We start from the raw sequence: 26,260 nt of genomic DNA, 5'->3' as shown, positions 1-26,260 counted from the left end.
ACGGTCGGCGTGTTCGATAGCGGGGTGGGCGGCCTGAGCGTGCTGCGCGCCCTGCTCGCCGAGCTGCCAGGCACCCGCTTTGTGTATGTGGCCGACAGCGCGCACGCGCCGTACGGCGAGCGCGCGGCAGCCGAGGTGGCGGCGCGCTGCCAGGGCATGACGGCACACCTGCGAGATGCCCACGCCATCGACGCGCTGGTGGTGGCCTGCAACACCGCCACGGCGCAGGCCATCGACGGCCTGCGGGCAAACCATCCCGACCTGCCGGTGATCGGCGTCGAGCCCGCCCTCAAACCGGCTGCGGCCCACAGTGCCAGCGGGCGCATCGGCGTGATGGCCACGCGCGGCACGCTGGGCAGCGCGCGGTTTGCGCAACTGCTGGCTCGACAGATGTCGGCCGCCACAAAATCGCTCAATTTCAGCTGCCAACCTTGCGATGGCCTGGCCGACGCCATCGAGCGGAACGATGCCGCTGCCACGATGGCCTTGTGCGAACGCTACGTGAGCGCCCTGCGCGAGCAGGCGGGACCCGACATGGACACGCTGGTGCTGGGGTGCACACACTACCCCTTCGCGAGTGGGTTGCTGAGCCGCCTCTGTGGTGCGAAGGTCACCCTGGTGGACACGGGTGCCCCGGTGGCCAGGCGCACGCGTGAAGTGCTGGGTGAATCCGTCGTGTCGAGCTCGCAGGCCATGACGCCCATCCTGCTCACCAGCGGCTGCACGCGGGCATTGTCCCAGGCGGCGCAGCGCTGGCTGTCGGTGCACACCACCGCCGAGCCGCTGCCCGTCTGAAGCTCAGCGCGCGGGAAGCGTCTCGCCCGTGGCAGCCGCGCGCCCACGGGCCATGTTCACCGGCATCAGCAGCGCCAGACCGATCAGGAACAGCACGGCGGTGAAGCCGATCGCCAGGCGCTGGTTGCCCCCGGTCATCCAGGTGATGGCGCCATAGCTCAGCGGACCGATGATGCTGGCCACGCGCGTGGCGAAGGTCCACAGGCCAAAGAATTCGGCCAGTTGTGCAGGCGGCGCCAGCATGCCCGCCATCGCCCGGCCAGAAGACTGGCTCGATCCCATGCACACGCCGGCGATGGCGGCGGCATACCAGAAACCCCCCTTGGTGGTGGTCAGCGCCGCGATGATGCAGGTCGCCACCCAGCCCACGAGCGTGATGCCCAGCGCCAGCTTGTGGCCGAGGCGATCCTGCCAGTAACCGAACGCCAGCGCACCGAGCGCCGCCGCAATGTTCAGCACGAAGATGAGCACCATGGTTTCCTGCTGCACGAAGCCGATGACCTGCTCCGCATAGATGGCCGCCAGCGTGATCGCCACCGCCACACCGCCCTGGTAGGCCGCCACGCAGGCCAGCAGCCACATGAAGTCCCGGTAGCGGCGAGCCTGCTGGAAAGTGCGTTGCAATTGTCGCAGCGAGTCGCGCCAGCCGCCTCGCGCGCCAGTTACAGGCTGCGCCCGCTCGCGCAGCAGCACCAGGGTGAACAGCGCCGCCATGCCGAACACGGCAGCGGTGATGAGCATCGTCACCGGCACGAACTGCTCCGCCTTCTGCCCCTGGGCCTGCGCCCAGAGCACATAGCCCAGGCACAGCCCCAGCGCCAGCATGCCGCCCACATAGCCCAGGCTCCATCCCCAGCCGCTCACGCGCCCCATGGCCTGCGCGCGCGCCAGTTCGGGCAGGAAGGAAGCCACGAGCGACTCCCCCCAGGCAAAGAACACGTTGGACACCACGATGAGCACCACGCCCAGCGCCACCGCCCCCGGACCCACGAGGCCGAGTGCCGCCGTGGCCAAGACACAGCCCACGGTCGTCATCATCAGCAGGCGCTTCTTGGCCGCGTGCCGGTCGGCCCAGGCGCCCATGGCCGGGATGGTGAACATCACGATCAGGTGCGACACGCTCAGCGCTGCCGTCCAGGCGAACGTCGCCCAGTCGGCCCCGCCGGCCACCGCACCCACGAAATAGGCCGCAAACACCGCCGTGATGACGACGGTGGTGTAGCCCGAGTTGGCGAAGTCGTACATCGCCCAGCCAAACACCTCGCGCTTGCGCACGCCGGGGTTCAGGGCATCGGTGGAAAAAAAGGCCATGCGCGCTCCGCGGTGAGAGACGGCGCGCAGGGTCAGTGCAGATGGCGTGGCTTGCGCGGACCGCCGTGGCCTGAAGAGCCACCAAAACCGCGCGGTGGCTTGCCGAGCTGCATGGAACTCACCAGCGCTTCAAAGCGCTGCGAGAACAGCTTGTCGATGGAGGCCACCACGTCACCGAGTTCGGACTGGTCGAAATGACGCTCCATGACATGCAGCACATCCTGCACGAGCAGGTCGCGCTGCACCTGCATGATGGCAGCGGGCGTAGGGCCCACGAAGCACATCAGGAAATCGTCGCGGGCTTCGTCCTCGGCCGATTCGTCTTCCTCGTCGTACTCGGCGTCGTAGAACGACACTTCGAGCGGCGCGCCGGCCGAAGCAATGTCGTTCAGGCCCATGCAGGCCTCCTCGATCACCTGGCGAAAATCCTCGTCCCCCGGCACCGTCCAGCAGATCTGCAGCACGTGCGATTCGGCGTCGAACCGGATGCCAGGCTCGTCTTCATAGCTGCTCTCGGCGGCCGCCGCGAGCGACTTGGCCCCCGCGTATTGCCAAAGGGGCTTGAGCGCATCCTGGATCTGTCCGAAGACCACGTCCTCACGCAGCGGCACGTCGCCGTGCACATGGATCTCGAAGGGCGCGTTGTATCGGGTCATGGAAACTCACTGTACCGGCGAAACCGGAAAAAACCTAGCCTGGTGCCTCGAGGCGGACTCGAACCGCCAAGCCGCTCTCGCGACGGGGGATTTTAAGTCCCCTGTGTTTACCAGTTTCACCATCGAGGCCGAGGGTGGATTGTCGCAGGTCACCCCTGGACCGGGCGCGCACCCGCCAGGCGCCAGAGCACGGCGCCGGCACACAGCCACTGCCCCAGCACCATGACCGTGCCCACGCCGTGCCACAGGCGCAGGTTGCCACCCATGGCGCGGGCGGTGATGATGTTCTGGGCCACGGCGAACTCCTGCATCAGGGCCAGCAGCATCGCGAACAGGACGAAGCCCATGATGGTCAGGGCTTCGGGAGCGATGGCCACGCCCTCGCCGCGCCAGCGGCGCAACAGCAGCAGCAGCGCCAGCCCGATCACGAGCCCGGCCCAGCACTGCAGGGAAAAGATGCGGGCTGCCACTGGCCCGGCGGCAGCCGGGCTGCCCATCGTGGCGAACAGCAGAGGCACCGCGAGAAAACTCAGCCCCGCGATGCCACCCCACCAGAGAGCAGCCAGGACCACAGAGAGCCGTTGCAGGGGCATCAGGCGTAGCGGATGGCCACGATTTCGAAGCGCCGGGTGCCGCCGGGCGCCTGGACTTCAGCCACATCGCCCTCCTCCTTGCCGATCAGGGCCCGCGCGATGGGGCTGCTGATGTTGACCAGGCCCTGCTTCAGGTCTGCCTCGTCTTCGCCGACGATCTGGTAAGTGACGGCAGTTCCACTGTCTTCGTCCTCCAGCTCCACGGTGGCACCGAACACCACCTTGCCGCCGGCGTCGAGCTGGGTGGGATCGATGATCTGGGCGGCAGAGAGCTTGCCCTCGATCTCGGCGATGCGGCCTTCGATGAATCCCTGACGGTCCTTGGCCGCGTCGTATTCGGCGTTCTCGCTCAGGTCACCCTGAGCGCGCGCCTCGGCAATGGCGTTGATGACCCAGGGTCGGTCCACGGTCTTGAGCCGGTGCAGTTCTTCCTTGAGCTTCTCGGCGCCGCGCTTGGTGATCGGAATGGTGGCCATGTGTGCGTGTCTCCAAAAGCAAACCGCCGGGCGTTGCCGCTCGGCGGTGTTCATGAAAACCCATTATGCCGCGAAAGAATCCGATGCCCCATCGGGGCAAACGCGCGTCAGTCGCGCCCGGCTTCTTCCATCTTGCGGGCCAGCAGGGCCGGGTCGGTGAAGCACAGTTCATGGCTTCCCGGACAGCTCACCAGCCGGTACAGGCCCAGCCGCTCCGACAGGCGGGGATGCCACGGCATGCTGTGCGGCAGGGCCGTGTCTTCGGTGCAGAGCAGATAGCTCTTGCCCATGGGCTTGGCAGCCAGCTCGGTTTGAAGCACCACCGGCTCGGTGAACGTGCGGTAGGGCTGAAGGTTGAGGCGTTCGAAGCTGGTTTGCGCCAGCGCCGCATCGGCGTCGTTGATGAAAGCCTCGCGCCAGATGGGGTACGGCAGCATGACCGCGTTGCCGTTGGCACTGGCGATCTGATCGAACAGCGCCTTGTAGTGCGGCGGCACCATGTCATTCAGGCATTCCCCACTCAAGGGGACGAAAGCGCACCAGTACACCAGCCGGGCGATGCGATCGGGCACCACGTCGGCCACCTTGCTGATGACCATGCCGCCGTAGCTGTGGCCCACCAGGCGGACGTTGCGCAGGTCGTGGTGCTCCAGGTAGTCGATCACCGACTGGGCCGCTTCGCTCAGGCCGCTGGTGGCCCGGTCGTCTTCGGGCCGGTTGCCGGCCAGCGTGGGACAGTGAACGATGTGGCCGCGCTCACGCAGGTGCTGCGCCACAGGCTCCAATTCAGCGCCGGTGTGCCAGGCGCCGTGCACGAGAACATAGGTATCTGCCATGGAAAGGTCTCCTGGGTGGTTGGGAGCCTCAAAGCTTAGGCAGCGCAAACGGGGCAAATGGCCCAGGTGTGCCAAGGCGGTGGCCGGATCGCGCCAGGCAACGGATCAGCGCGAGAGCCGGTCGCGCCGCCAGCGCGCGGGCGTGGTGCGGAAGTGCCGCTGGAACTCGCGCACGAAATGGGAGGGGTCCGCAAATCCGCAGCGCCGACCGAGTTCAGACACCGAGACATGCGCCAGTCGCCCCTGCTCGAGCAACCGGGCCGCGCGTTCCAGACGGAGCTGGCGCAGGTGCAGCGCAAAGCCCGTGGACTCGCGGGCAAAGGCGCGGTGCAGGGTGCGCACCGATACGCCGAGCTGATCGGCGACGCGCTGCGCCGTCAGACCGGGCTGGTCCAGCTGACCCTGAAGGAGCTGGCGGGCACGATGGACCAGGTCCTGTGATGCCGACGTGCGAGTCGGTACCTCGGGCTCTAGCGCGGCGGCCAACATGGCGCCGAGCTGGTCGCACAGCAAGGGCGCCGGGTAACCCGCCGCGAGCAGTGGCTCGTGCGCGAACTGAAGCGAAAGGCCCGAGAGCGCCCTGCCCCAGCCCTGGTCGCGGCGCGCCACGCGAGGCGTGGGGTCGTCCACCCGCGCGAGCCACTGTCCGACCCAGGCGCGAGGCAGCTGGATCGACATGACCTCGACCGATTCCGGAAAGTGCAGTTCATACAGGTGCGCCGAATCGACCAGCACCGCATCGCCTGCACGCAGCCCCACGCCATGCCCACCCTGGCGCACATGCCAGGCGGTCTGGCGGTGGGTGATGAGGTAGAAGGGATGGCTGGCACTGCGCGCGATGCCCGAGCGTGTGCGGTAGACGTCCTGCGTGGTGGCTTCCACCTGGTTGAACGACAGCGGGCCCACCGGCACGCTGGTCAGCCGCCCCTCGAAGGCCTGCGGCTGCCGCGAGCTGCAATCCATCTCCAGAAAGGCCTCGCAGATCGCACCCACCCAGTAGTCGAGCCGGCCCGGGGCGGCCACCTGATCGGTGGACCACTGACGGGCCAGGCCAGGTGGAGGAGCGCTGCCGGTGTCCATGGCAGCAATGTAGCGCCGCACGTGGGCAGGCGCCTTGGCGCAAACCCGCAGTACGGCCCGCGTCAGAGCTGCGCGTGCATCTCCTGCACCGAGATGACGTCCAGCGTATCGAGGTACTTCATGCCCTCGACCGCGGCTTCGGCACCAGCTATGGTGGTGAAGGTGGTCACGCGGGCCAGCAGCGCCGATGTGCGGATGGCGCGAGAGTCGGTGATCGCGTTGCGGCGCTCTTCCACCGTGTTGATCACCAGAACAATGTCACCGTTCTTGATGGCGTCCACGATATGGGGCCGGCCTTCGGTGACCTTGTTCACCGTCTGCACCGCCACACCCGCCGCGCTGATGGCCGCCGCGGTACCGCGCGTGGCCACCAGCTCGAACCCCATGTCGACCAGCTGGCGCGCGATCTCCACCGCACGCGGCTTGTCGCCATTCTTCACGGTCAGGAAGACCTTGCCCGAGGTGGGCAACTTGGTGCCGGCACCGATCTGGCTCTTGACGAACGCCTCGCCAAAGGTCTTGCCCACACCCATGACCTCACCCGTGGACTTCATCTCGGGGCCAAGAATGGTGTCCACACCCGGGAACTTCACGAAGGGAAACACCGCCTCCTTGACGCTGAAGTAGGGTGGCGTCACTTCGGCGCCGATGCCCTGTGCGTCAAGCGACTGGCCCGCCATGCAGCGGGCCGCCACCTTGGCCAGCTGAATGCCGGTGGCTTTGGAAACGAAGGGCACCGTGCGCGAGGCGCGTGGGTTCACTTCCAGCACGAAGATGAGATCCTTCTTCACGCCGTTCTCTTCCACCTCCTGGATGGCGAACTGCACGTTCATCAGGCCGACCACGTTCAAGCCTTCGGCCATGGCCGCCGTCTGGCGCTTTAGCTCGTCCACGGTGGCCTTGCTCAGGTAGTACGGCGGCAGGGAACAGGCGGAGTCCCCACTGTGCACGCCGGCCTGCTCGATGTGCTCCATCACGCCGCCGATGAAAACACGGCCGGTGTGGTCGCGCACCGCGTCCACGTCGCACTCGATGGCGTCATTCAGGAAGCGGTCGAGCAGGACGGGCGAATCGTTGCTGACCTTGACCGCTTCGCGCATGTAGCGCTCCAGGTCGCGCTGCTCATGCACGATCTCCATGGCCCGACCACCGAGCACATAACTCGGGCGCACCACCAGCGGGTAACCCAGCGCAGCGGCCTTCTCCAGCGCCTCCGGCTCGGCGCGTGCGGTGGCGTTGGGCGGCTGGCGCAGGCCGAGCGTGTGCAACAGTTGCTGGAAGCGCTCGCGGTCTTCGGCCGCGTCGATCATGTCCGGACTGGTGCCGATGATCGGTACGCCCGCGGCTTCCAGGCCCAGCGCGAGCTTCAGGGGCGTCTGACCGCCGTACTGCACGATTACGCCCAGCGGCTTTTCCTTGTCGACGATCTCCAGCACATCCTCGAGCGTGAGCGGCTCGAAGTACAGGCGGTCGCTGGTGTCGTAGTCGGTGGAGACGGTCTCGGGATTGCAATTGACCATGATGGTCTCGTAACCGTCCTCGCGCATGGCGAGCGCAGCGTGCACGCAGCAGTAGTCGAACTCGATGCCCTGGCCAATGCGGTTCGGGCCACCACCGAGCACCATGATCTTCTTGTTGCTCGTCGGCTCAGCCTCGCACTCGCCGTCACCATGGCCCTCGTAGGTGGAGTACAGGTAGGCGGTGTCGGTGGCGAACTCGGCGGCGCAGGTGTCCACCCGCTTGTAGACCGGGCGGATGTTCTCCGCGATGCGGCGTTCGCGCACCGCCTGGTCGTTGGTCTTGAGCAGCTTGGCCAGGCGGCGATCGGAGAAGCCCTTCTTCTTCAGGCCGCGCAGCGTGTCGGCGTCGATCGCGTCCAGGCTCGTCTTCTCCAGCGCCAGCTCGATCTTCACGATCTCCTCGATCTGCACCAGGAACCAAGGGTCGATCTTGGTGAACTGGTGCACCTCTTCCATGGTCCAGCCGGCGGCAAAGGCGTCGCCCACATACCAGATTCGGTCAGGGCCGGGTTCGCCGAGTTCACGCTCCAGCGTCTCGCGGTCTTGCGTCTTCTCGTTCATGCCGTCCACGCCCACCTCCAGGCCGCGAAGGGCCTTCTGGAAGCTTTCCTGGAAGGTACGACCCATGGCCATGACCTCGCCCACGCTCTTCATCTGCGTGGTCAGTCGGCTGTCGGCGGTGGGGAATTTCTCGAACGCAAAGCGTGGAATCTTCGTGACCACGTAGTCAATCGAAGGTTCGAAGGACGCCGGGGTTGCACCGCCCGTGATCTCGTTGCGCAATTCATCGAGCGTGTAGCCCACAGCCAGCTTGGCCGCGACCTTGGCGATGGGGAAGCCCGTGGCCTTCGACGCCAGTGCGGACGAACGCGAGACGCGCGGGTTCATTTCGATCACCACCATCCGCCCGTCCTTGGGATTGATGGAGAACTGCACGTTCGAACCACCGGTGTCCACCCCGATCTCGCGCAGAACCGCCAGCGAGGCGTTGCGCAGGATCTGGTATTCCTTGTCGGTGAGCGTCTGGGCCGGCGCCACGGTGATGGAGTCGCCGGTGTGCACGCCCATCGGATCCAGGTTCTCGATCGAGCAGACGATGATGCAGTTGTCCGCCTTGTCGCGCACGACCTCCATCTCATACTCTTTCCAGCCGAGCAGCGACTCCTCAATCAACAACTCATTGGTGGGCGATGCCTCCAGGCCGCGTTTGCAGATGGTCTCGAACTCTTCCGGGTTGTAGGCAATGCCGCCGCCGGTGCCGCCCAGTGTGAAGCTGGGACGGATCACCACGGGAAAGCCCAACGTCTTCTGCACGTTCCAGGCGTCTTCCATGCTGTGCGCAATGCCCGAGCGCGCAGAACCCAGACCGATCTTGGTCATGGCGTCCTTGAACTTCAGGCGGTCCTCTGCCTTGTCAATGGCCTCGGGCGTAGCGCCGATCAATTCCACGTCGTGCCTGGCGAGCACGCCATTGCGCCAGAGATCGAGTGCGCAGTTCAGCGCCGTCTGGCCGCCCATGGTCGGCAGGATGGCGAAGCCGCCTTTGGCGAGTGGTCGCTCCTTGGCGATGATCTTCTCCACCGTCTGCCAGGTGATGGGTTCGATGTAGGTGACGTCGGCCGTGGCCGGGTCGGTCATGATGGTGGCGGGGTTGCTGTTGATCAGCACCACGCGGTAGCCTTCTTCGCGCAGCGCCTTGCAGGCCTGGACGCCGGAGTAATCGAACTCGCAGGCCTGGCCGATGATGATGGGGCCGGCGCCGATGATGAGGACGGTCTGGATGTCGGTTCTTTTGGGCATGGTTCGCGGTGGGTTGCGCCGGGTCAGAGAGGCATCTCAGGCCTGGCGCTGGGTATCCAGTGTGTGGAGCAGCGCCTGCATGCGCTCGGCCGGCACGTTCTTCTGCATCAGTTGAATCAGGCCATCGCCTTCGATCAGCGGACGCAGCACCTCGACCTCTGCGTCGTAGAAGCGGGCGTCCCAAGCTGCCAGCTCGGCGTTGAAGGTCTCGTCGTCCCAGGTCTTGCACTTGGCGAGCAGCGTCACCAGCGGCATGGCCTTCTTCTCCAGGAACGACTTTCGGTAAGGCTTCTGGGCCCAACGTTGCCCGAACCACTCGCGATGTGGCGACTCCAGCGTCAGCATGCGCTTGGCGATCGCTTTCTCCACCGTGTAGACCGGGAAACTGAAGAGCTTCATGGCGTCTGGCCTCAGGCAGCGACAGGCACGCGGGCCTGCATCAGGTCGATGAACCGGTCGAACAGGTAGCCAATGTCGTGCGGACCGGGCGAAGCTTCGGGATGGCCCTGGAAGCAGAACGCGGGCCGGTCGGTGCGGGCCAGGCCCTGGAGCGTGCCGTCGAACAGGCTCACGTGCGTGGGACGCAGCGTGGCTGGCAGCGACTTCTCGTCCACGGCAAACCCGTGGTTCTGGCTCGTGATGGACACGCGGCCGTTGTCGAGGTCTTTCACCGGATGGTTGGCACCGTGGTGACCGAACTTCATCTTGAAGGTCCTGGCGCCACTGGCCAGCGCCAGGATCTGGTGTCCCAGGCAGATGCCGAAGGTGGGCACGCCGCTCTCAATGATTTCGCGGGTGGCCTCGATGGCATAGTCGCAAGGCTCCGGGTCGCCCGGGCCATTGGACAAAAACACGCCGTTGGGCTTGAGCTTGAACACGTCCGACGCCGGCGTCTGTGCGGGCACCACGGTGATCTTGCAGCCGCGCTGTGCCAGCATGCGCAGGATGTTGTGCTTGACGCCGAAGTCGTAGGCGACCACGTGGAACCGTGGTGCGATCTGCTCGCCGTAGCCGAAGCCAAGTTGCCACTCGGTCTGGCTCCAGGCGTACGGCGCTTCCGCAGAGACCACCTTGGCCAGATCGGTCCCGGCCATGTTCGGTGCGGCCCTGGCGGCGGCCAGCGCGCGGTCGCGGTGCGCATCGGTGATGGACTCACCCGCCGGGAGCGCCACGATGCAGCCGTTCTGCGCACCATGCGTGCGCAGGCGGCGCGTGAGGGCACGCGTGTCGAGTTCAGCGATGGCCACGGTGCCTTCGCGGATCAGGTATTGAGAGAGCGTTTCGGTGCTGCGGAAGTTGGAGGCCAGCAGCGGCAGGTCTTTGATGATCAGGCCGGCGGCATGGATGCGGCTGGCCTCGACGTCTTCGGCGTTGATGCCGGTGTTGCCAATGTGCGGATACGTCAGGGTGACGATCTGCTGGCAATAGCTCGGGTCGGTGAGGATTTCCTGGTAACCGGTGAGCGCCGTGTTGAACACCACCTCGCCGGTGGTCTGGCCGGTGGCGCCAATGGAAATGCCTGTAAAGACCGTGCCGTCGGCGAGCGCGAGAAGGGCTTTCGAGTGGACGGGAAGCACGGAATTCTCCAGATGGGGGCTGCAACGTCCTTGCGCCGGCGGCAGGTGCCGCGCAGGCTTCGCACCCGCCTTGCGCCAGCCGTGCCGGGGCAGAAACGGATCAACAACCTGGGGTGAAAAGCCGGGGCGCGCAGGGTTTGCGCCGATTGCGGGTAAACCGTGGGATTATAGCCCGGCGCCCAGTGCGAAACCCCCGCCAGCAATGCGTCCAACGGCGCTGGCGTGCAGGCAGATCGCCGCCGCTGCGGCCACATTGAGCGACTCCTCACCCCCGGGTTGGGCAATGCGGACCGTTTGCGCTGCCTTTGCCTCCAGCGCCTGGCTCACGCCCTGCCCCTCGTGGCCCAGCACCCAGGCACAGGGCCAGGGCAACGATCCCCGGTGCAGCCAATCCCCCTGGTGCGAACTGGTCAAGATGAGAGGCACACCCAGGCCGGCCAGGTCGTCCACCGCCAGGCCCTCCACGAGGTTCAGTCCGAAATGCGCCCCCATGCCGGCGCGCACGACCTTGGGCGACCACAAGGCCGCCGTGCCCTTGAGTGCCAGCACCTGACCAAAGCCGAACGCCGCGGCGCTGCGCAGGATGGAGCCGACGTTGCCGGCATCCTGCAAACGGTCGAGCACCACGCTCGCCGCGCCTGTGTCCAGTCCACCGTCGGCGGGCAGATCCCAGACGAAACCCACGCCCGCCGGCGACTCCAGTCCGCTGATACCGGCCATGAGGGCGTCGGGGACGGTCACGATGTGATCGGACGCGTCGCGCAGGTCGTGGGGTGCCTGGGTCCAGCAGGTCTCGGTGAACACGGCGGTGGCGGGGCGGTGCCCTCGCGCCAGCAGGGCACGGCAGAGATGGTCACCCTCCAGCCACACTTGTCGCTGCTTGCGGTACGCCGTGCTGTCCTGGGCCAGCACACGCAGGCGTTTGAGCAACGGGTTGTCCCGCGATGTGATCGGGGTCGGCGCGGTCAAGGCGCGCCGCTCTCGTCGGCCATGGGCACGCCCAGGGCACGCGCCACCGGTGCAAACGAACGACGGTGCACCGCCAGCGCGCCGTGGGCCTGCAGCGCCCGGAGATGCTCCAAGGTGCAATAGCCCTTGTGGCGGTCGAACCCATACTGAGGATGCTGCAGGTGCAGTTCGCACAGCATGCGGTCGCGCGTGACCTTGGCCAGGATCGAGGCGGCGGAAATCGAGGGCACCAGGGCGTCGCCGGACACGATCGCTTCGCAGAGCACTTCCAGCGATGGCAGGCGGTTGCCGTCCACCAGCACCTTCGCAGGTTTCAGCCGCAGCCCCAGCACAGCCCGCCGCATGGCCAGCATGGTGGCCTGAAGGATGTTGAGCTGGTCAATTTCTTCCACCGTCGCATGCGAAACACTGCAGCAAAGCGCCTTGGCACGGATTTCGTCGTACAGCCGCTCGCGGCGCAGTGCGGTGAGTTGCTTGGAATCGGCCAGGCCCTTGATCGGATGGCGCTCGTCAAGGATGACGGCGGCGGCCACCACAGGCCCTGCCAGCGGTCCGCGGCCAGCTTCGTCCACGCCCGCCAGCAGACCGGGCGCGTCCCAGGGCAGCGAGGCCTGCTCAGCCTTGAAGAACTTTTTCGATCGCATCGGTGGCCAGTCGGGCGGTGTCGCGAAGAAGGGTGTGGTGCAGCGCTTCGAAACGCTGCTGCAAGGTCTGGATTCTCGCAGGTGCGTCCAGCCAGTCCAGCACCGCTTGAGACAGCGCGTGCGCAGTGGCCGCGTCCTGCAGGTACTCCGGCACCACGAACTCGCCGCTGAGGATGTTGGGCAGGCCCACCCAGGGTTGGAGTTGCTTGCGCTTCATGATCTGCCAAGACAGCCAGTTCATGTTGTAGGCAATCACCATGGGGCGCTTGAACAGCGCGGCTTCGAGCGTCGCCGTGCCGCTGGCGATCAGTGTCACGTCACACGCGGCCAGTGCGGTGTGCGACTGCCCGGCCAGCACCTGGACTTCTTCGCCAAGGCCGGCGGCTCGCACCGCCGCTTCAATGCGTTCGCGCAACGCTGGCACCGCCGGCACCAGGAACCGAAGCCCAGGCCGGGCACGCTTCATGATCGCCGCTGCCTCGAAGAAGGTTCTGGCAAGGTACTGCACTTCAGATGCCCTGCTGCCCGGCAGGATGGCAACCACCTCGTCGTCCGCACGCAGGCCCAGTCGGGATCGGGCAGACGCTTGATCGGGTTGCATCGGGATCACCTTCGCCAGCGGGTGGCCCACGTAGGTGGATGCGATGCCGTGCTGCGCGAGCAGTTCGGGCTCGAAAGGAAAGATGCACAGCACGTGGTCAGCGCTGCGGCGGATTTTCTCCACCCGTTCGGCCCTCCACGCCCAAACGGAAGGACAGACGAAATGCACGGTGCGAACACCTTTGCCCTTCAGGGCGGCTTCAAGGTCGAGGTTGAAATCGGGTGCGTCCACGCCAATGAACAGATCAGGTCGATCGGTGGTCATCAACCTCTGGCGGAGTCGATCCCGAATTCCCACGATTTCGCGGTAATGGCGAAGCACTTCCACGTACCCGCGCACCGCCAGCTTCTCGCTGGGCCACCAGGCGTCGAAATCTTGAGCGGCCATGTGCGGCCCGCCAATGCCAAAGCAGTTCAGGTCCGGCCAGCGCTCACGCAAGCCACCGAGCAACAAACCCGCGAGCAGATCGCCCGAGGTCTCGCCTGCCACCAGCGCAAACTGTTTTGGCGCAGGCGCATTCACCGCACGATGCCGCGCTGAGGCGAAACCTTGCCCAGGAAGTCCAGCATCATCGCCACATCCGGCTCGGCATCCGGCGTTCTCTGCGCCAGCTCGCGAATGCGCTCCATCGCCACCTCCAGCTTCAGGTCGTCGCGGTACAGCGCCTTGTGCATGGCTTTCACCGCCGAAATCCGCTCGGGCGAAAACCCTCGGCGGCGCAGGCCTTCGAAATTCATGGAACGTGCTTGCGCGGGCTGCCCCTGGCACATCACGAAGGGCGGCAGGTCGGCGAACAGCAGCGAGCACATGGCGGTCATGGCATGCGCGCCGATGCGCACGAACTGGTGCACCACGGTGAAGCCACCCAGGATCACCCAGTCGTCGACCACCACATGGCCTGCGAGCTGTGAATTGTTGGCAAAGATGGTGTGGTTGCCCACCTGGCAGTCGTGCGCCAGGTGCACGTACGCCATGATCCAGTTGTCATCACCCACGCTGGTGACGGCGCGGTCGCCCGGTGAGCCGATATTGAACGTGCAGAACTCGCGGATGGTATTGCCGTTGCCGATGACAAGCTCGCACGGTTCGCCTGCGTATTTCTTGTCCTGCGGAATGGCGCCCAGCGAGTTGAACTGGAAGATGCGATTGTCGCGACCGATGGTCGTGTGGCCCTCGATCACGCAATGCGCGCCGATGGTGGTGCCCGCGTCCACCTTCACGTGCGGGCCGATCACGGTGTAAGGCCCGACGCCGACCGAACTGTCGAGTTCGGCGGCCGGGTCCACCAGCGCGGTGGCATGGATCAGAGACACAGGGCGCCCTTTTGCCACATCAGGCGATGGTGCGCATGGTGCACATCAATTCGGCTTCGCAGGCCACCTCTTCGCCCACGCGCGTGACGCCCTTGAACTTGAAGATGCCGGCTTTCATGCGGTCCAGCGTCACATCCATCACGAGCTGGTCTCCGGGCTCCACCGGGCGCTTGAAGCGCGCACCGTCGATGCCGGCGAAGTAGTACACCGTCTTGTCATCCGGCGTGACACCCACCGTGTCGAACGCCAGCAAGGCCGCGGCCTGGGCCATGGCTTCGAGCATCAAGACACCCGGCATCACCGGACGGTGCGGAAAGTGCCCCACGAAAAAGGGTTCATTGATGGTGACGTTCTTCAGGGCCTTGATGCGCTTGCCTTTTTCCAACTCCAGCACCCGGTCCACCAACAGAAAGGGATAGCGGTGGGGAAGCTGTTTGAGAATCTGGTGAATGTCCATCATGGCTTGGAAGAAGGTGGTCTGGCGTTTGCGGTCGCCTGTTCGAGCGCCTTGATGCGCTCGCGAAGGCGGTTGAGCTGCTTGAGGGATGCAGCGTTCTTTTCCCAGGCCGCATTGTCGTCGATGGGAAACATGCCGGTGTAGTGCCCGGGCTTGAGCAACGAACGCGTGACCACCGAGGCGGCGGAGACGTGCACGCCGTCAACCAGTCGCAAATGACCCAGCACGACGGCACCACCACCAATGGTGCAATGGGCGCCGATATCTGCACTGCCTGCCACACCGACGCAGCCGGCCATGGCGGTGTGCGCGCCGACCCGCACGTTGTGCCCGATCTGGATCAGGTTGTCGAGCTTCACCCCGTCTTCGATCACCGTGTCGTCCAGTGCGCCTCGGTCGATGCAGGTGTTGGCGCCGATCTCCACATCGTTTCCGATGCGCACGGCACCCAGCTGCTCGATCTTGATCCACCCACCCTCGTGCGGTGCAAAGCCGAAGCCATCCGCACCAACGACGACCCCCGGATGAAGGATGCAACGCTCACCCACGGAGCAACCGTCGCCCAGGTTCACGCGCGAGTGCAGAACGCTGCCCGCGCCCACACGCGCACCCAGCCCCAACACCGAATGCGCTCCCACCCGGGCGCCATCGCCAATCTCGGCCTGGGGACCGATCACGGCAAAGGGGCCCACGTCGACGTCTCGCCCGATTCGCGCCGTGGAATGCAAGCTGGCCAGGGAATCCACACGCGCTGGCTGCACTGGCGCGTGACGCTGCTTCCACCATTGGGTCAGTCGGGCGAAGTAAAGATAGGGGTCGTCGGTGACGATGCAGGCTCCGCGCGCCTGCGCGGCCACCTGGAGCGAAGGCGGTGCGATCAGCGCACCGGCTCGCGTCGTGTCCAGTTGCCCGGCGTAGCGGGCGTGCGAAATGAACGAAAGTTCGTCGGACTCCGCAGAGCCCAGGGGCGCCAACCTCTGAACAGGCTGGGCAGGTGAGCCGAGCAAGGTGCCACCGAGCGCCTGCACGATCTCGCCAAGCAGCACGGCCACGGTGGCGGCCCTTACTTGGCGCTGTCGAGCGTGGACATGACCTTGTCGGTGATGTCCACCCGGGGATTGATGTAGTAGGCCTCGGAGACGATCAGGTCGTACTTGTCTGCTTCTGCGATCTGGCGGACGATGCGGTTGAGCTTCTCGATCACCTGTTGCAGAGCTTCATTGCGACGAAGGTTCAGCTCTTCTTGGAAATCGCGCTGTCGGCGCTGGAGGTCACGCTCCTGCTCGGAAAGCTGGCGTTGCCGAGCGGTGCGCTGCCCCTCAGGCATGGTCGGGCCTTCCTTCTCGAATTTCTCGATGGCAGAACGGAAGGTGTCGGCAGAGCCACGCAGTTCACGTTCGCGTTTGGAGAATTCCTGCTCGAGCTTGGCCGATACCGCCTTGGCCGTGTTGGATTCGCGCAGGATCTTCTCGACATTGACAGCGCCGATCTTGGTGTCTTGCGCGATGGCTGGCGTCGTGATCAACGCCGCGCCCAGCACCAGCGAAAGCAGCGAGTTGCGGGCTAGCATGAAAGTCTTCATCAAAAGGAGGTTCCGATCTGAAACTGGAATTTCTGGATTCTATCGCCTGGGAATTTGCGAATGGGGTTCGCAAGGGCGAAGCGAAGCGGGCCAATCGGTGAGATCCAGCTCACGCCGATACCCACAGAAGCCCGCATGTCTCGTGCATTGGGGCGCGTGTCGTTCTCACCAAGCACATTGCCGACGTCAAAGAAGCCGAACATGCGCAGCGTGCGGTCGTTGCCAGCACCGGGGAATGGCGTGATGAACTCGGCATTGAGCGCGATGCTGCGGTTGCCACCGATGTTGACCTGCTGGCCTGCAGAAAGACCCGAAAGAATCGGTGAGGTCGGGCCAAGGGTGCCCTGGTCAAAGCCTCGCACCGAGCCCAGGCCGCCACCGTAGAAGTTCTTGAACAGCGGATACGGGCGACCGCCAAGACCTTTGCCGTACCCCAGTTCTGCGTTGAAGGCGAGTGTGTATTGCTTGGTGAGGGCAAAGTACTGCTGAACCTGGTAGTTGGCCTTGACGTAGCGCGTGTCGCCAGCGACGCCCAGTTCGGTATTGATTTTCTGCAGGCGGCCCTCGGTGGGCACCAGCGCGCTGTCACGACCGTCACGCGACCAGCCGATCGTGAGCGGGAGCGATGTGCTGCTGTCGCCAAAGGTGTTCGAGTAAGTCTGGTAGGCCTGGGGCAGACCCGTGCCGGGTTCGATGCGCGTCTGCTCCACACCGATGCCGAAGAACACTGTGTCCTGCTCGCTGAACGGCACGCCGAACTTCACGCTCACGCCAGGCGTGATCAGGCGGTAATCGCCACCCTGTTGCGTGTAAGGCGTTGTCGTCTTGTAGTAGGCGTCGAAAGCTCGAGAGATCCCGTCGGTTGTGAAATATGGGTCCACCGTGCTGAGAACGATCTGGCGGTTGAACCGGCTGGTGTTGACGTCCACGCCGAGGTAGTTGCCCGACCCGAACACGTTCTCCTGCCGGATGCCGGCGATGAGCGAAATCTGCTCCGCCTGCGAGTAACCCGCACCCAGCGAAATGTTGCCGGTGGGCTTTTCAGCCACGGTGATCGTCAGGTCCACCTGGTCGGGCGTGCCGGGCACAGGCTGGGTGTCGATCCCCACCTCGGTAAAGAACCCCAGACGGTCCACCCGGTCGCGAGAGAGGCGGATGCGATCGCTGTCGTACCAGGCCGATTCGAACTGCCTGAACTCTCGCCGCACGACTTCATCGCGTGTGCGGTTGTTGCCTTCGACATTGATGCGACGAACGTACACACGACGCGCAGGCTGCGCGCGCAGCACAAAAGCCACCTGCTTGTTCACGCGATCGATGTCGGGCGTGGCTTCGACCTGCGCGAACGCGTAGCCAAAGGTGCCGAAGTAGTCGGTGAAGGCCTTGACCGTCGCCGAAACATCCTCGGCGTTGTAGGCCTCGCCAGCGCGAAGCGTCACGAGCGATTTGAATTCTTCCTGCTTGCCCAGGTATTCGCCTTCCAGCGCCACCGACTTCACCACATACCGGTCGCCTTCGGTGATGTTGAGGGTGATGGACATGTCCTGCTTGTCCGGCGAGATCGCGACCTGGGTCGAATCGATGCGGAACTCCAGGTAACCACGCGTCAGGTAATAGGAGCGCAGGGTCTCGATGTCGGCATTGAGCTTGGCGCGTGAGTAGCGATCCGACTTGGTGTACCAGCTCAGCCAGCTGCCTGTGTCCAGATCGAAAAGGCCGCGCAGCGTCGACTCCGAAAAGGCCTTGTTGCCGACAATTCGGATCTCGTTGATCTTGGCAACTTCACCTTCCACCACGCTGAAGTTCAGGTTGACCCGGTTGCGCTCGCCGGGCGTCACGGTGGTCACGACCTCTGCGGCGTACATGCTGCGGTTGATGTACTGGCGTTTGAGCTCCTGCTCCGCGCGATCGGCCAGCGCCTTGTCGAACGGGCGGCCTTCGGCCAGACCGATGTCGCGCAATGCCTTCTTCAGCACCTCGGCATCGAATTCCTTGATACCGGAGAAGCCCACATCGGCCACCGTGGGCCGTTCCTCGACGATCACCACCAGCACATCACCGTTCACCTGCAGGCGCACGTCGCTGAACAAACCCAGGCCGAACAGCGCGCGGATGGCGGTGGAGCCTTTGTCGTCGTTGTACAGATCGCCGATGCGGAAGGGCAGCGAGGCGAACACCGTGCCAGGCTCCACGCGTTGCAGGCCTTCGACACGGATGTCGCGCAAGGTGAAGGGGTCGACGGCCCACGCAGGCAAGGCCGAAAGCAGGGACACCGCGAGCGCTGAGAGCGTCAGGCCGCGAAGACCGGAGAATTTTGTTTTCATGGAGAGAAAGCGTTCAGCCCGCCAGGCGGACCACATCATTGAACAAGGCGACGGACATGAGTGCCATGAGGACCACGACACCCCCGCGCTGCAGGCGTTCCATCCAGACTTCGGAGACGCTGCGACCGGTCACACCCTCCCAAAGATAATACATCAGGTGCCCCCCATCCAAGACGGGTAACGGGAGCAGGTTCAGCACCCCCAGACTGACGCTGATGAGCGCCAGAAACAGAAGGTAAGAGGTAATGCCCAGGCTGGCGGACTTGCCAGCATAGTCCGCGATCGTGAGCGGGCCGCTGAGGTTCTTCACCGATGCCTCACCGATGATCATCCGTCCCATCATCTTGAGCGTGAGCCAGGACACTTCCCATGTGCGCACCACGCCCTGGATCACACTGTCCACGAGCCCGTGGCTGACGGTGGTCATCTCCGGCGCTGCCCCGATGTAGGCGCCGACGCGCCCGATCCAGGCGCCATCCTGCTGCAGTGGTTCGGGTTTGACCATCAGGACCATCCGCTGCGCACCGCGCTCCACCGTCCAGCGCTGCTCCCTGGGCTGTCCTTCCGGCCCCACCCCGGCCCGAATCAGGGTCCTCAGACTTTGCCCGTCGGATACCGGCGCATCGTCCACGCTGCGCACGAGATCGCCCGATTGCAGACCAGCGGCCGCCGCCGCACCACCTTCCATGACCTCGCCGACCACGGGCGCGCTCCATGGGGCGGTGATCCCGATGCGCTGGAACAGCGAGGCATCGGCTTCTCGCACGTCGAGTTGACTCAGAGGCAGCACCACGGGGCGAGCGCCAGCGCCTTCGCGCGGACTGACCCACAGCGTCACGTCTTCACTGGAGAGAGCGGCCTGTGTGAGGTGCCAACGCAGTTCCTCGAATGACTGGACTTCCTCCGCCTGGTCTCCGGTGGCAGCGATCTGCACGACCCAGTCGCCCCCCTTGATGCCCGCGCGCTCCGCCACAGAGCCGGCCAGGGGTGCCGACAGCACCGGCTTGGGCTCCTCGACCCCGGTCCAGTTGACCACGGCATACAGGAGAACCGCAAGCAACAGGTTGGCCGCCGGACCGGCAGCCACAATGGCCGCTCGCGAGCGCAAGGGCTGGGTGTTGAACGCCAGATGTCGTTCCGAGGCGTCCACGGGCGCCTCGCGCTCGTCGAGCATTCGCACATAGCCACCCAGCGGCAATGCACAGACCACGAACTCCGTCGGGCTGCCCTTCCTGCGCCAGCTCATCAACGGCTTGCCGAAGCCGATGGAAAAGCGCAGGACCTTGACGCCGCAGGCCACGGCCACGCGGTAGTGGCCGTACTCATGGACCGCAATCAGAAGTCCCAGAGCCACCACGAAAGCAACGATTGTGAGCATGGGGAATGGGGTTGTGGAATTTCAGGCCGATGCACGCAAAGGACGTTCAGTGGGCCAGCCGCTCGACCTGAGCTTGAGCCAGGCAGCGCGATTCTTCGTCAATGGCCAACAGATCCGCCAGATGCCCGGGCTTTGAGGGTGCCAGGGCCTGCAAAGTTGCATCGTTGATGACATGGATCTGGTCGAAGCGCAAACGCCCCTCCAGGAACGCGGCCACGGCCACCTCGTTGGCGGCGTTGAGCACGGCGGTGGTGCCGGTTGGACCGTCCAGCGCCTGCCAGGCCAGGCGCAATCCGGGAAACCGCCGGTCGTCGGGCTTCTCGAAGCTCAGGGCACCCAGCGCGGCAAAGTCCAGCGCCGCGGCGCCCGATTCAATGCGCTCCGGCCACGAAAGACCATAGGCGATCGGTCCGCGCATGTCAGGGGTGCCCAGTTGCGCGACCACCGAGCGGTCGTGGTACTGCACCATCGAATGGATCACGCTCTGCGGATGGATGACGACCTCGATCCTGGAACCGGGAAGCCCGAACAGGTAGCTGGCCTCAATGACCTCGAGGGCCTTGTTCATCATGGTGGCCGAATCCACAGAGATCTTGCGCCCCATCACCCAGTTGGGGTGTGCGCAAGCCTCCTGGGGCGTGACGTCCGCCAGGGTCTGAGGATCGCGGGTCCTGAATGGCCCGCCCGACGCGGTGAGCACGATCTTCTCCACCCGGCGCGTCCATGTACCGGGGTCTTCGGGAAGCGACTGGAACACCGCGGAATGTTCACTGTCGATCGGCAACAGCGTGGCCCCGCCCTCCTTCACCGCCTGCATGAACAGGTCGCCGCCCACCACCAGGGCTTCCTTGTTGGCCAGCAGCACCTTCTTGCCAGCTCGGGCAGCGGCCAGGCTGGGCGCCAGGCCAGCAGCCCCCACGATGGCGGCCATCACGGCGTCCACCGCAGGGTCGGTGGCCACATCGCAGAGCGACTGCGGACCAGAAAGCACCTGCACCGCCAGCCCTTCTTCCTGCACGCGCTTCGAAAGCAGCTGCGCGTGCACAGGGCTCGCCATGACGGCGTAGCTTGGCGAAAAGCGCCTGCACTGCGCCAGCAAGGCGTCGACCTGAGTGGCCGCGGTGAGTGCGAAGACCGAATACCGTTCGGGGTGGCGCGCCATCACATCGAGCGTGCTGGTGCCGATGGAGCCCGTCGAGCCCAGGATGGTGACGGCTTGCGAACGTGTCATGGGGTCAGATTGTGATGAGCATCATGGCCAGCGGCAACACCGGCAAGAGCGCATCGACCCGGTCGAGAACGCCGCCATGGCCAGGCAGCAGGGCACTGGAGTCCTTGACGCCGGCACTGCGCTTGACCAGCGATTCCACCAGATCCCCCACCACGCTCATGGCACTCAGGAACACGAGCGAGAGAACCGCCAGGACCGGCCCCAAGGCCCAGAGGCGTGCATAGAGGCTCTCGCCCTGGCCGTCGACCCAGAGCCAGACGCCGGCGAGAAGCATCACGCCGACCAGACCACTGATGGCGCCTTCCCAGCTCTTGCCAGGGCTGATGGCAGGTGCCAGTTTTCGCCGCCCGAACGACTTCCCGCCAAAGTAAGCCGCAATATCGGCCATCCAGACCAGCAGAAGAACCGAGAGCAGAAAGCCCAACCCCACCATGCGCGCCTGCACCAGCGCCAGCCACGCACACGCCATCAGGAACAGCCCACCCCACAGTCGCAGAAACCCAGGCCAGGCGCTCCAGCCAGCCACGCCGCGAGCCAGCATCGCCACCGCGAGCAAGACCCAGAGCGCGCCCACCAGGAGCCAAAGCGGGCGCAAGGACATGGCGAGACCGCCGCCCAACCAGAACAGCGCCATCAAGCCACCCATGCCTGCCCCGATCGCGAGCGATGCCCTGGGACCGCACCCGTTCAGGCGCGCCCACTCCCAACTGCCCGCCACGATCAGCAACAGGGTGAGCCCCGCAAACGGCTCAATGGAGGGATAAAAGAGCGCCGGGAGGAGAACCGCCAACAGCAGCAAGGCCGTGATGACGCGCTGCTTAAGCATGCTGCTGGCCTGCGGCCACCACCTGAACTTCGATTTCTGCCCGCTGTTCTGCGGTCTGCCCGAAGCGGCGCTCGCGGCGGGCAAACTCGGCCATGGCCCGGTCCAGTTCGGCAGCGTCGAAATCGGGCCAGAGACACTCGGTGAACACCAGTTCGGTGTAGGCGGACTGCCACAGGAGGAAATTGCTGATGCGCAGTTCACCGCCGGTGCGGATCAGCAGATCCGGGTCGCCCACATGCGCCAGCGCCATGGCACTGGACAGGTTCTCTTCGGTGATTTCTCGCCCCTGCTGCACCAGTCGTCGCGCGGCCTGGGTCACATCCCAGCGACCACCGTAGTTGAAGCACACGTTTAGCACCAGCACGCGGTTGTGCGCCGTGTCCCGTTCGGCGGCCTCGAGACCCTGCACGACGCGTGCGGAGAGGCCGGACCGATCGCCCGGGAAATGCAGCCGCACACCGTTCTCGCGAAGGCTGGGTACTTCACGTGAGAGTGCCATCACGAGCAGATCCATGAGACCGGACACCTCTTCCACCGGGCGGTTCCAGTTCTCGGACGAGAACGCAAACACCGAGAGCACCGGCACAGCCCGCTCAATGCAGGCCTTGACCACGCGCCGCAGGGCGTCGACGCCTTGCTTGTGCCCCGCCACGCGGGGCAACCAACGCTTTTGCGCCCAGCGACCGTTGCCATCCATCACGATGGCGATGTGCGCGGGCTGCACACCTTGCGGATGGCTGCGTGGCGTATCGGTGTTTGACATCGGGCGCATGGGGGTGTGACGAAGTGACGCGTCAGACCGCCATGATGTCCTGTTCCTTGGATGCGACGAGGCGGTCGACTTCCGAAATCATGCGGTCGGTGAGCTTCTGGATGTCTTCCTGTGAGCGACGGTCGTCGTCCTCGGAAGCCAGCTTGTCCTTCACGAGGCGTTTCACGGCCTCGTTGGCATCACGACGGAGGTTGCGGATCGCAATCTTGGCGGCTTCGCCATCACCTCGAACCACCTTGGTCAGTTCCTTGCGCCTCTCTTCGGTCATGGGCGGCATGGGAACGCGGATGAGATCGCCCTGGCTGGATGGATTGAGCCCGAGGTCCGACTCGCGAATGGCCTTTTCGATCTTTGCGCCCATGCCCTTCTCCCATGGAGCCACGCCAATGGTTCGGGCATCCAGCAAGGTCAGGTTGGCGACTTGCGAGAGGGGCAGCATGGAGCCGTAGTAATCGACATGCACGGTGTCGAGCAACGCCGGATTGGGACGGCCGGTGCGCACTTTGGACAGCCCACTCTTCAACGCTTCCACCGATTGAAGCATCTTGTGCTCGGCGGTCTTTCGGATGTCGTCGGTGCTCATGAATACTCCTCGAAGCGGCGAATAAGAAAACGGAAGAACGCCATCAGACGTGAACCAGCGTGCCCTCGTCGCCGCCCATGACCACCTTGCGCAGCGCACCGGGCTTGAAGATCGAGAACACCTTGACGGGCAACTTCTGGTCGCGGCACAGCGCAAACGCGGTGGCATCCATCACCTGCAGGTTCTTGCTCATGGCTTCGTCGAAAGAGATGGTGGTGTAGCGGGTTGCGCTGGGGTCCTTGTTCGGGTCGGCGCTGTAGACGCCATCGACCTTGGTCGCCTTGAGAACGATCTCTGCGCCAATTTCCGCGCCGCGCAGGGCGGCTGCTGTGTCGGTGGTGAAGAACGGATTGCCGGTGCCTGCCGCGAACACCACCACCTTGCCCTCCTCCAGATACTGCAGGGCCTTGGGGCGCACGTAGGGTTCGACCACCTGCTCGATGGCAATGGCAGACATCACGCGGGCCACCAGACCGGCCTTGTCCATGGTGTCTGCCAGGGCCAGTGAGTTCATCACCGTGGCCAGCATGCCCATGTAGTCAGCGGTGGCGCGGTCCATCCCCACCGAACCGCCCGCCACACCGCGGAAGATGTTGCCGCCGCCGATGACGATGGCCACCTGCACGCCCAGGCGGGTGACCTCGGCAATTTCCTCCACCATGCGAACAATGGTGGCCCGGTTGATGCCGAAAGCGTCGTCGCCCATGAGGGCCTCTCCCGACAGTTTCAGCAGAATCCGTTTGTAGGCTGGCATGCGGCGACTTTCAAAATTCGGAAGACAAGGGCTCAACCGGCAAGTGTAGCGAGGACCCCGGTCTGGTCTGCGGCGTCAGAGTGTAAAAGAGACCCACACGGCACAACGGGCCTCGCGGCCCGTTGTTTCGTGCAACCGCCTCAGGCTCAGGCGCCCTTGGCCGCCGCGACCTGCGCCGCCACTTCGGCAGCAAAGTCGTCGACCTTCTTCTCGATGCCTTCACCCACCACGTACAGCGTGAACGCCTTGACGGTGGTGCCGGCGGCCTTGAGCATCTGCTCCACGGTCTGCTTGTCGTTCTTCACGAAGGGCTGGTTGAACAGCGAGACTTCCTTGAGGTACTTCTGCACCGATCCTTCGATCATCTTGGCGGCGATGTCGGCAGGCTTGCCCGATTCGGCGGCCTTGGCGGTCGCCACCGAACGCTCTTTCTCGATCAGGTCCGCAGGCACGTCAGCGCTGGTCAGCGCGACGGGCTTCATGGCTGCGATGTGCATAGCCGTGTCCTTGGCCGGGGTCTCCTGCCCGTCGAACTCCACCAGTACGCCGATGCGCGTGCCGTGCAGGTAACCCGTGACTTTGCCACCGCCGCTGTAACGCTTGAAGCGGCGAAAGCTCATGTTCTCGCCGATCTTGCCAATCAGGCCCTTGCGCACCTCTTCCAGCGTGGGGCCGAAACCGTCCTGGCTGTAGGGCAGAGCACCAAGGGCCTCCACGTTGGCGGGGTCGTTCTGTGCCACGAGCTTCGCTGCGGCATTGGCGAGCGACAGGAAGCTGTCGTTCTTGGTGACAAAGTCGGTTTCACAGTTGACTTCGATCAACGCACCGGTGGTGCCTTCAATGAAGCTGGCGACGACACCTTCGGCCGTCACGCGGCTGGCGGCCTTGCCGGCCTTGGTGCCCAGCTTGACGCGCAGCAATTCTTCGGCCTTGGCCATGTCGCCATCGGCCTCGGTCAGCGCCTTCTTGCATTCCATCATCGGTGCATCGGTCTTGGCGCGCAGTTCAGCCACCATGCTTGCGGTAATTGCCATTCTTGTTTCTCCTTGGGCCGCGCCCTCTCAAGGCGGCGCGGACGGGTCAATGATTCGGTTGCCTTGTGAAAAAGGGGCTACACGAGCCCCTCTTTCATGGGGGAGGCGTGCTCAGGCGGAAGCGTCTTCCTTGACTTCCACGAACTCGTCGGAACCTTCGGCAGCCACGGCCTTCACGACATCGTTCACCGCGTTGCTGCGGCCTTCGAGGATTGCGTCGGCAATGCCGCGGGCATAGAGCGCCACGGCGCGGGCCGAGTCGTCGTTGCCGGGGATCACGTAGTCAATGCCGACGGGCGAGTGGTTGGTGTCGACCACACCCACCAGCGGAATGCCCAGCTTCTGTGCTTCGAGCACCGCAATCTTGTGGAAACCCACGTCGATGATGAAGATGGCGTCCGGCAGCGCGGTCATGTCCTGGATGCCACCGATGTCCTTTTCGAGCTTTTCCATCTCGCGGGCGAACATCAGCTGCTCTTTCTTGGTCATGCTCTCCAGACCGGCTTCCTTCTGGGCCTGCATGTCCTTCAGACGCTTGATCGAGGTCTTGACGGTCTTGAAGTTGGTCAGCATGCCACCGAGCCAACGCTGGTCGACGAAAGGCACGCCGGCGCGGCGGGCTTCCTGCGCAACGATATCGCGAGACTGGCGTTTGGTGCCGACCATCAGGATGGTGCCGCGGTTGGCAGAGAGCTGGCGAACGAATTTGGCAGCGTCTTCGAAAAGAGGCAGCGTCTTTTCGAGGTTGACGATGTGGATCTTGTTGCGATGGCCGAAGATGTACGGCGCCATCTTGGGGTTCCAGAAGCGGGTTTGGTGACCGAAATGGACACCGGCTTCCAGCATTTCGCGCATGGAGATAGGCATGAGGTAACTTTCCAGAGGTTGAGTCTAAAATCCAGCCCCGATCGCCAGCAACTTGGAACCTTGAAGGTTCGTTCGCGGCGGGCAACACCCGGTTGGGCTGGTTTGCGATTTCGCTTTGACCGATGCGGCAAGGACACCCTGTCCTGGCCTGCCATTGGCAAAGCCTGTCGATTATAGCAGCCCGTCTGGCCTCAAGGTCACCTGCGTCCCCGCTTCATGCCCAACCTCCCGCCCTCCGACTCCCTCGATCTCGACACAGAACCCGAGCCCGACCCTCTCCC

At 64.7% G+C, this 26,260-nt stretch carries 26 protein-coding genes and 1 tRNA gene; 1 reads left to right on the top strand and 26 read right to left on the bottom strand.

Annotated elements, in window-relative coordinates; all coding sequences use genetic code 11:
- Positions 1-9: 9 nt before the first annotated feature.
- Complete coding sequence (murI, locus tag ACTIEY_RS08845) at positions 10-795, top strand: glutamate racemase (protein WP_439518743.1); 786 nt, start codon at positions 10-12, stop codon at positions 793-795.
- A 3-nt stretch (positions 796-798) separates the two neighbouring features.
- On the opposite strand, the gene ACTIEY_RS08840 is transcribed toward murI, so the two are convergent.
- The 26 genes from ACTIEY_RS08840 to rpsB form a co-directional block, all read right to left on the bottom strand.
- Positions 799-2,106: an MFS transporter gene (locus ACTIEY_RS08840; RefSeq protein ID WP_439518742.1), complete on the bottom strand. Its 1,308-nt coding sequence runs from the start codon at positions 2,104-2,106 to the stop codon at positions 799-801.
- 32 nt (positions 2,107-2,138) lie between these two features.
- On the bottom strand, positions 2,139-2,762 hold the full coding sequence (locus ACTIEY_RS08835) for a DUF6806 family protein (RefSeq protein ID WP_439518741.1): 624 nt from the start codon (positions 2,760-2,762) through the stop codon (positions 2,139-2,141).
- 40 nt (positions 2,763-2,802) lie between these two features.
- Positions 2,803-2,891 (bottom strand) — tRNA-Leu (locus tag ACTIEY_RS08830).
- A gap of 20 nt (positions 2,892-2,911) precedes the next feature.
- Positions 2,912-3,355, bottom strand: a complete 444-nt coding sequence (locus ACTIEY_RS08825; RefSeq protein WP_439518740.1) for a DUF4149 domain-containing protein — start codon at positions 3,353-3,355, stop codon at positions 2,912-2,914.
- Positions 3,355-3,831, bottom strand: a complete 477-nt coding sequence (gene greA / locus ACTIEY_RS08820; RefSeq protein ID WP_439518739.1) for a transcription elongation factor GreA — start codon at positions 3,829-3,831, stop codon at positions 3,355-3,357. Before greA ends, ACTIEY_RS08825 begins: the two co-directional genes overlap by 1 nt.
- Positions 3,832-3,938: 107 nt before the next feature.
- Positions 3,939-4,667: an alpha/beta fold hydrolase gene (locus tag ACTIEY_RS08815; RefSeq protein ID WP_439518738.1), complete on the bottom strand. Its 729-nt coding sequence runs from the start codon at positions 4,665-4,667 to the stop codon at positions 3,939-3,941.
- Positions 4,668-4,772: 105 nt separating this feature from the next.
- Positions 4,773-5,747, bottom strand: a complete 975-nt coding sequence (locus ACTIEY_RS08810; protein ID WP_439518737.1) for a helix-turn-helix domain-containing protein — start codon at positions 5,745-5,747, stop codon at positions 4,773-4,775.
- 62 nt (positions 5,748-5,809) lie between these two features.
- On the bottom strand, positions 5,810-9,067 hold the full coding sequence (carB, locus tag ACTIEY_RS08805; protein ID WP_439518736.1) for a carbamoyl-phosphate synthase large subunit: 3,258 nt from the start codon (positions 9,065-9,067) through the stop codon (positions 5,810-5,812).
- Positions 9,068-9,103: 36 nt separating this feature from the next.
- Complete coding sequence (locus ACTIEY_RS08800) at positions 9,104-9,466, bottom strand: hypothetical protein (RefSeq protein ID WP_439518735.1); 363 nt, start codon at positions 9,464-9,466, stop codon at positions 9,104-9,106.
- Between the two features lie 11 nt (positions 9,467-9,477).
- The gene (gene carA / locus ACTIEY_RS08795) at positions 9,478-10,644 is read right to left on the bottom strand and encodes a glutamine-hydrolyzing carbamoyl-phosphate synthase small subunit (RefSeq protein WP_439518734.1); all 1,167 of its coding nucleotides are present in this window, start codon (positions 10,642-10,644) and stop codon (positions 9,478-9,480) included.
- Positions 10,645-10,809: 165 nt separating this feature from the next.
- Complete coding sequence (locus tag ACTIEY_RS08790; RefSeq protein ID WP_439518733.1) at positions 10,810-11,613, bottom strand: TrmH family RNA methyltransferase; 804 nt, start codon at positions 11,611-11,613, stop codon at positions 10,810-10,812.
- On the bottom strand, positions 11,610-12,257 hold the full coding sequence (gene rnhB, locus ACTIEY_RS08785) for a ribonuclease HII (protein ID WP_439518732.1): 648 nt from the start codon (positions 12,255-12,257) through the stop codon (positions 11,610-11,612). The genes ACTIEY_RS08790 and rnhB overlap by 4 nt, the downstream gene beginning before the upstream one ends.
- Complete coding sequence (gene lpxB, locus ACTIEY_RS08780) at positions 12,229-13,380, bottom strand: lipid-A-disaccharide synthase (protein WP_439518731.1); 1,152 nt, start codon at positions 13,378-13,380, stop codon at positions 12,229-12,231. Before lpxB ends, rnhB begins: the two co-directional genes overlap by 29 nt.
- Positions 13,377-14,171, bottom strand: a complete 795-nt coding sequence (lpxA, locus tag ACTIEY_RS08775; protein ID WP_439518730.1) for an acyl-ACP--UDP-N-acetylglucosamine O-acyltransferase — start codon at positions 14,169-14,171, stop codon at positions 13,377-13,379. Before lpxA ends, lpxB begins: the two co-directional genes overlap by 4 nt.
- Positions 14,172-14,190: 19 nt before the next feature.
- Entirely contained in the window at positions 14,191-14,631 is a 441-nt protein-coding gene (fabZ, locus tag ACTIEY_RS08770) for a 3-hydroxyacyl-ACP dehydratase FabZ (protein ID WP_439518729.1), read from the bottom strand.
- Complete coding sequence (gene lpxD, locus ACTIEY_RS08765) at positions 14,628-15,680, bottom strand: UDP-3-O-(3-hydroxymyristoyl)glucosamine N-acyltransferase (protein WP_439518728.1); 1,053 nt, start codon at positions 15,678-15,680, stop codon at positions 14,628-14,630. Before lpxD ends, fabZ begins: the two co-directional genes overlap by 4 nt.
- An 11-nt stretch (positions 15,681-15,691) precedes the next feature.
- On the bottom strand, positions 15,692-16,198 hold the full coding sequence (locus ACTIEY_RS08760) for an OmpH family outer membrane protein (RefSeq protein WP_439518727.1): 507 nt from the start codon (positions 16,196-16,198) through the stop codon (positions 15,692-15,694).
- An 11-nt stretch (positions 16,199-16,209) separates the two neighbouring features.
- On the bottom strand, positions 16,210-18,534 hold the full coding sequence (gene bamA, locus ACTIEY_RS08755; protein WP_439518726.1) for an outer membrane protein assembly factor BamA: 2,325 nt from the start codon (positions 18,532-18,534) through the stop codon (positions 16,210-16,212).
- Positions 18,535-18,547: 13 nt separating this feature from the next.
- A complete protein-coding gene (rseP, locus tag ACTIEY_RS08750; RefSeq protein WP_439518725.1) occupies positions 18,548-19,912 on the bottom strand; it encodes an RIP metalloprotease RseP in 1,365 nt (454 codons plus the stop codon).
- Positions 19,913-19,958: 46 nt separating this feature from the next.
- Complete coding sequence (ispC, locus tag ACTIEY_RS08745) at positions 19,959-21,143, bottom strand: 1-deoxy-D-xylulose-5-phosphate reductoisomerase (RefSeq protein WP_439518724.1); 1,185 nt, start codon at positions 21,141-21,143, stop codon at positions 19,959-19,961.
- A 4-nt stretch (positions 21,144-21,147) separates the two neighbouring features.
- Positions 21,148-21,969 carry a phosphatidate cytidylyltransferase gene (locus ACTIEY_RS08740; RefSeq protein ID WP_439518723.1) on the bottom strand — a complete coding sequence of 274 codons (822 nt, stop codon included), beginning with the start codon at positions 21,967-21,969 and terminating at the stop codon, positions 21,148-21,150.
- The gene (gene uppS, locus ACTIEY_RS08735; protein ID WP_439518722.1) at positions 21,962-22,732 is read right to left on the bottom strand and encodes a polyprenyl diphosphate synthase; all 771 of its coding nucleotides are present in this window, start codon (positions 22,730-22,732) and stop codon (positions 21,962-21,964) included. The genes ACTIEY_RS08740 and uppS overlap by 8 nt, the downstream gene beginning before the upstream one ends.
- A gap of 31 nt (positions 22,733-22,763) precedes the next feature.
- Complete coding sequence (gene frr, locus ACTIEY_RS08730; RefSeq protein WP_439518721.1) at positions 22,764-23,324, bottom strand: ribosome recycling factor; 561 nt, start codon at positions 23,322-23,324, stop codon at positions 22,764-22,766.
- Between the two features lie 43 nt (positions 23,325-23,367).
- Positions 23,368-24,078 carry a UMP kinase gene (pyrH, locus tag ACTIEY_RS08725; protein ID WP_439518720.1) on the bottom strand — a complete coding sequence of 237 codons (711 nt, stop codon included), beginning with the start codon at positions 24,076-24,078 and terminating at the stop codon, positions 23,368-23,370.
- 146 nt (positions 24,079-24,224) lie between these two features.
- Positions 24,225-25,112, bottom strand: a complete 888-nt coding sequence (tsf, locus tag ACTIEY_RS08720) for a translation elongation factor Ts (protein ID WP_439518719.1) — start codon at positions 25,110-25,112, stop codon at positions 24,225-24,227.
- Positions 25,113-25,223: 111 nt separating this feature from the next.
- Positions 25,224-25,979, bottom strand: a complete 756-nt coding sequence (gene rpsB, locus ACTIEY_RS08715) for a 30S ribosomal protein S2 (RefSeq protein WP_439518718.1) — start codon at positions 25,977-25,979, stop codon at positions 25,224-25,226.
- Positions 25,980-26,260: the final 281 nt, after the last annotated feature.

It is taken from the genome of Hydrogenophaga sp. (genome assembly GCF_051858985.1).
Taxonomy (GTDB): Bacteria; Pseudomonadota; Gammaproteobacteria; order Burkholderiales; family Burkholderiaceae_C; genus Hydrogenophaga.
Note: the sequence above shows the minus strand (reverse complement) of the source record. Positions and strands in the feature narration are given on the sequence as shown.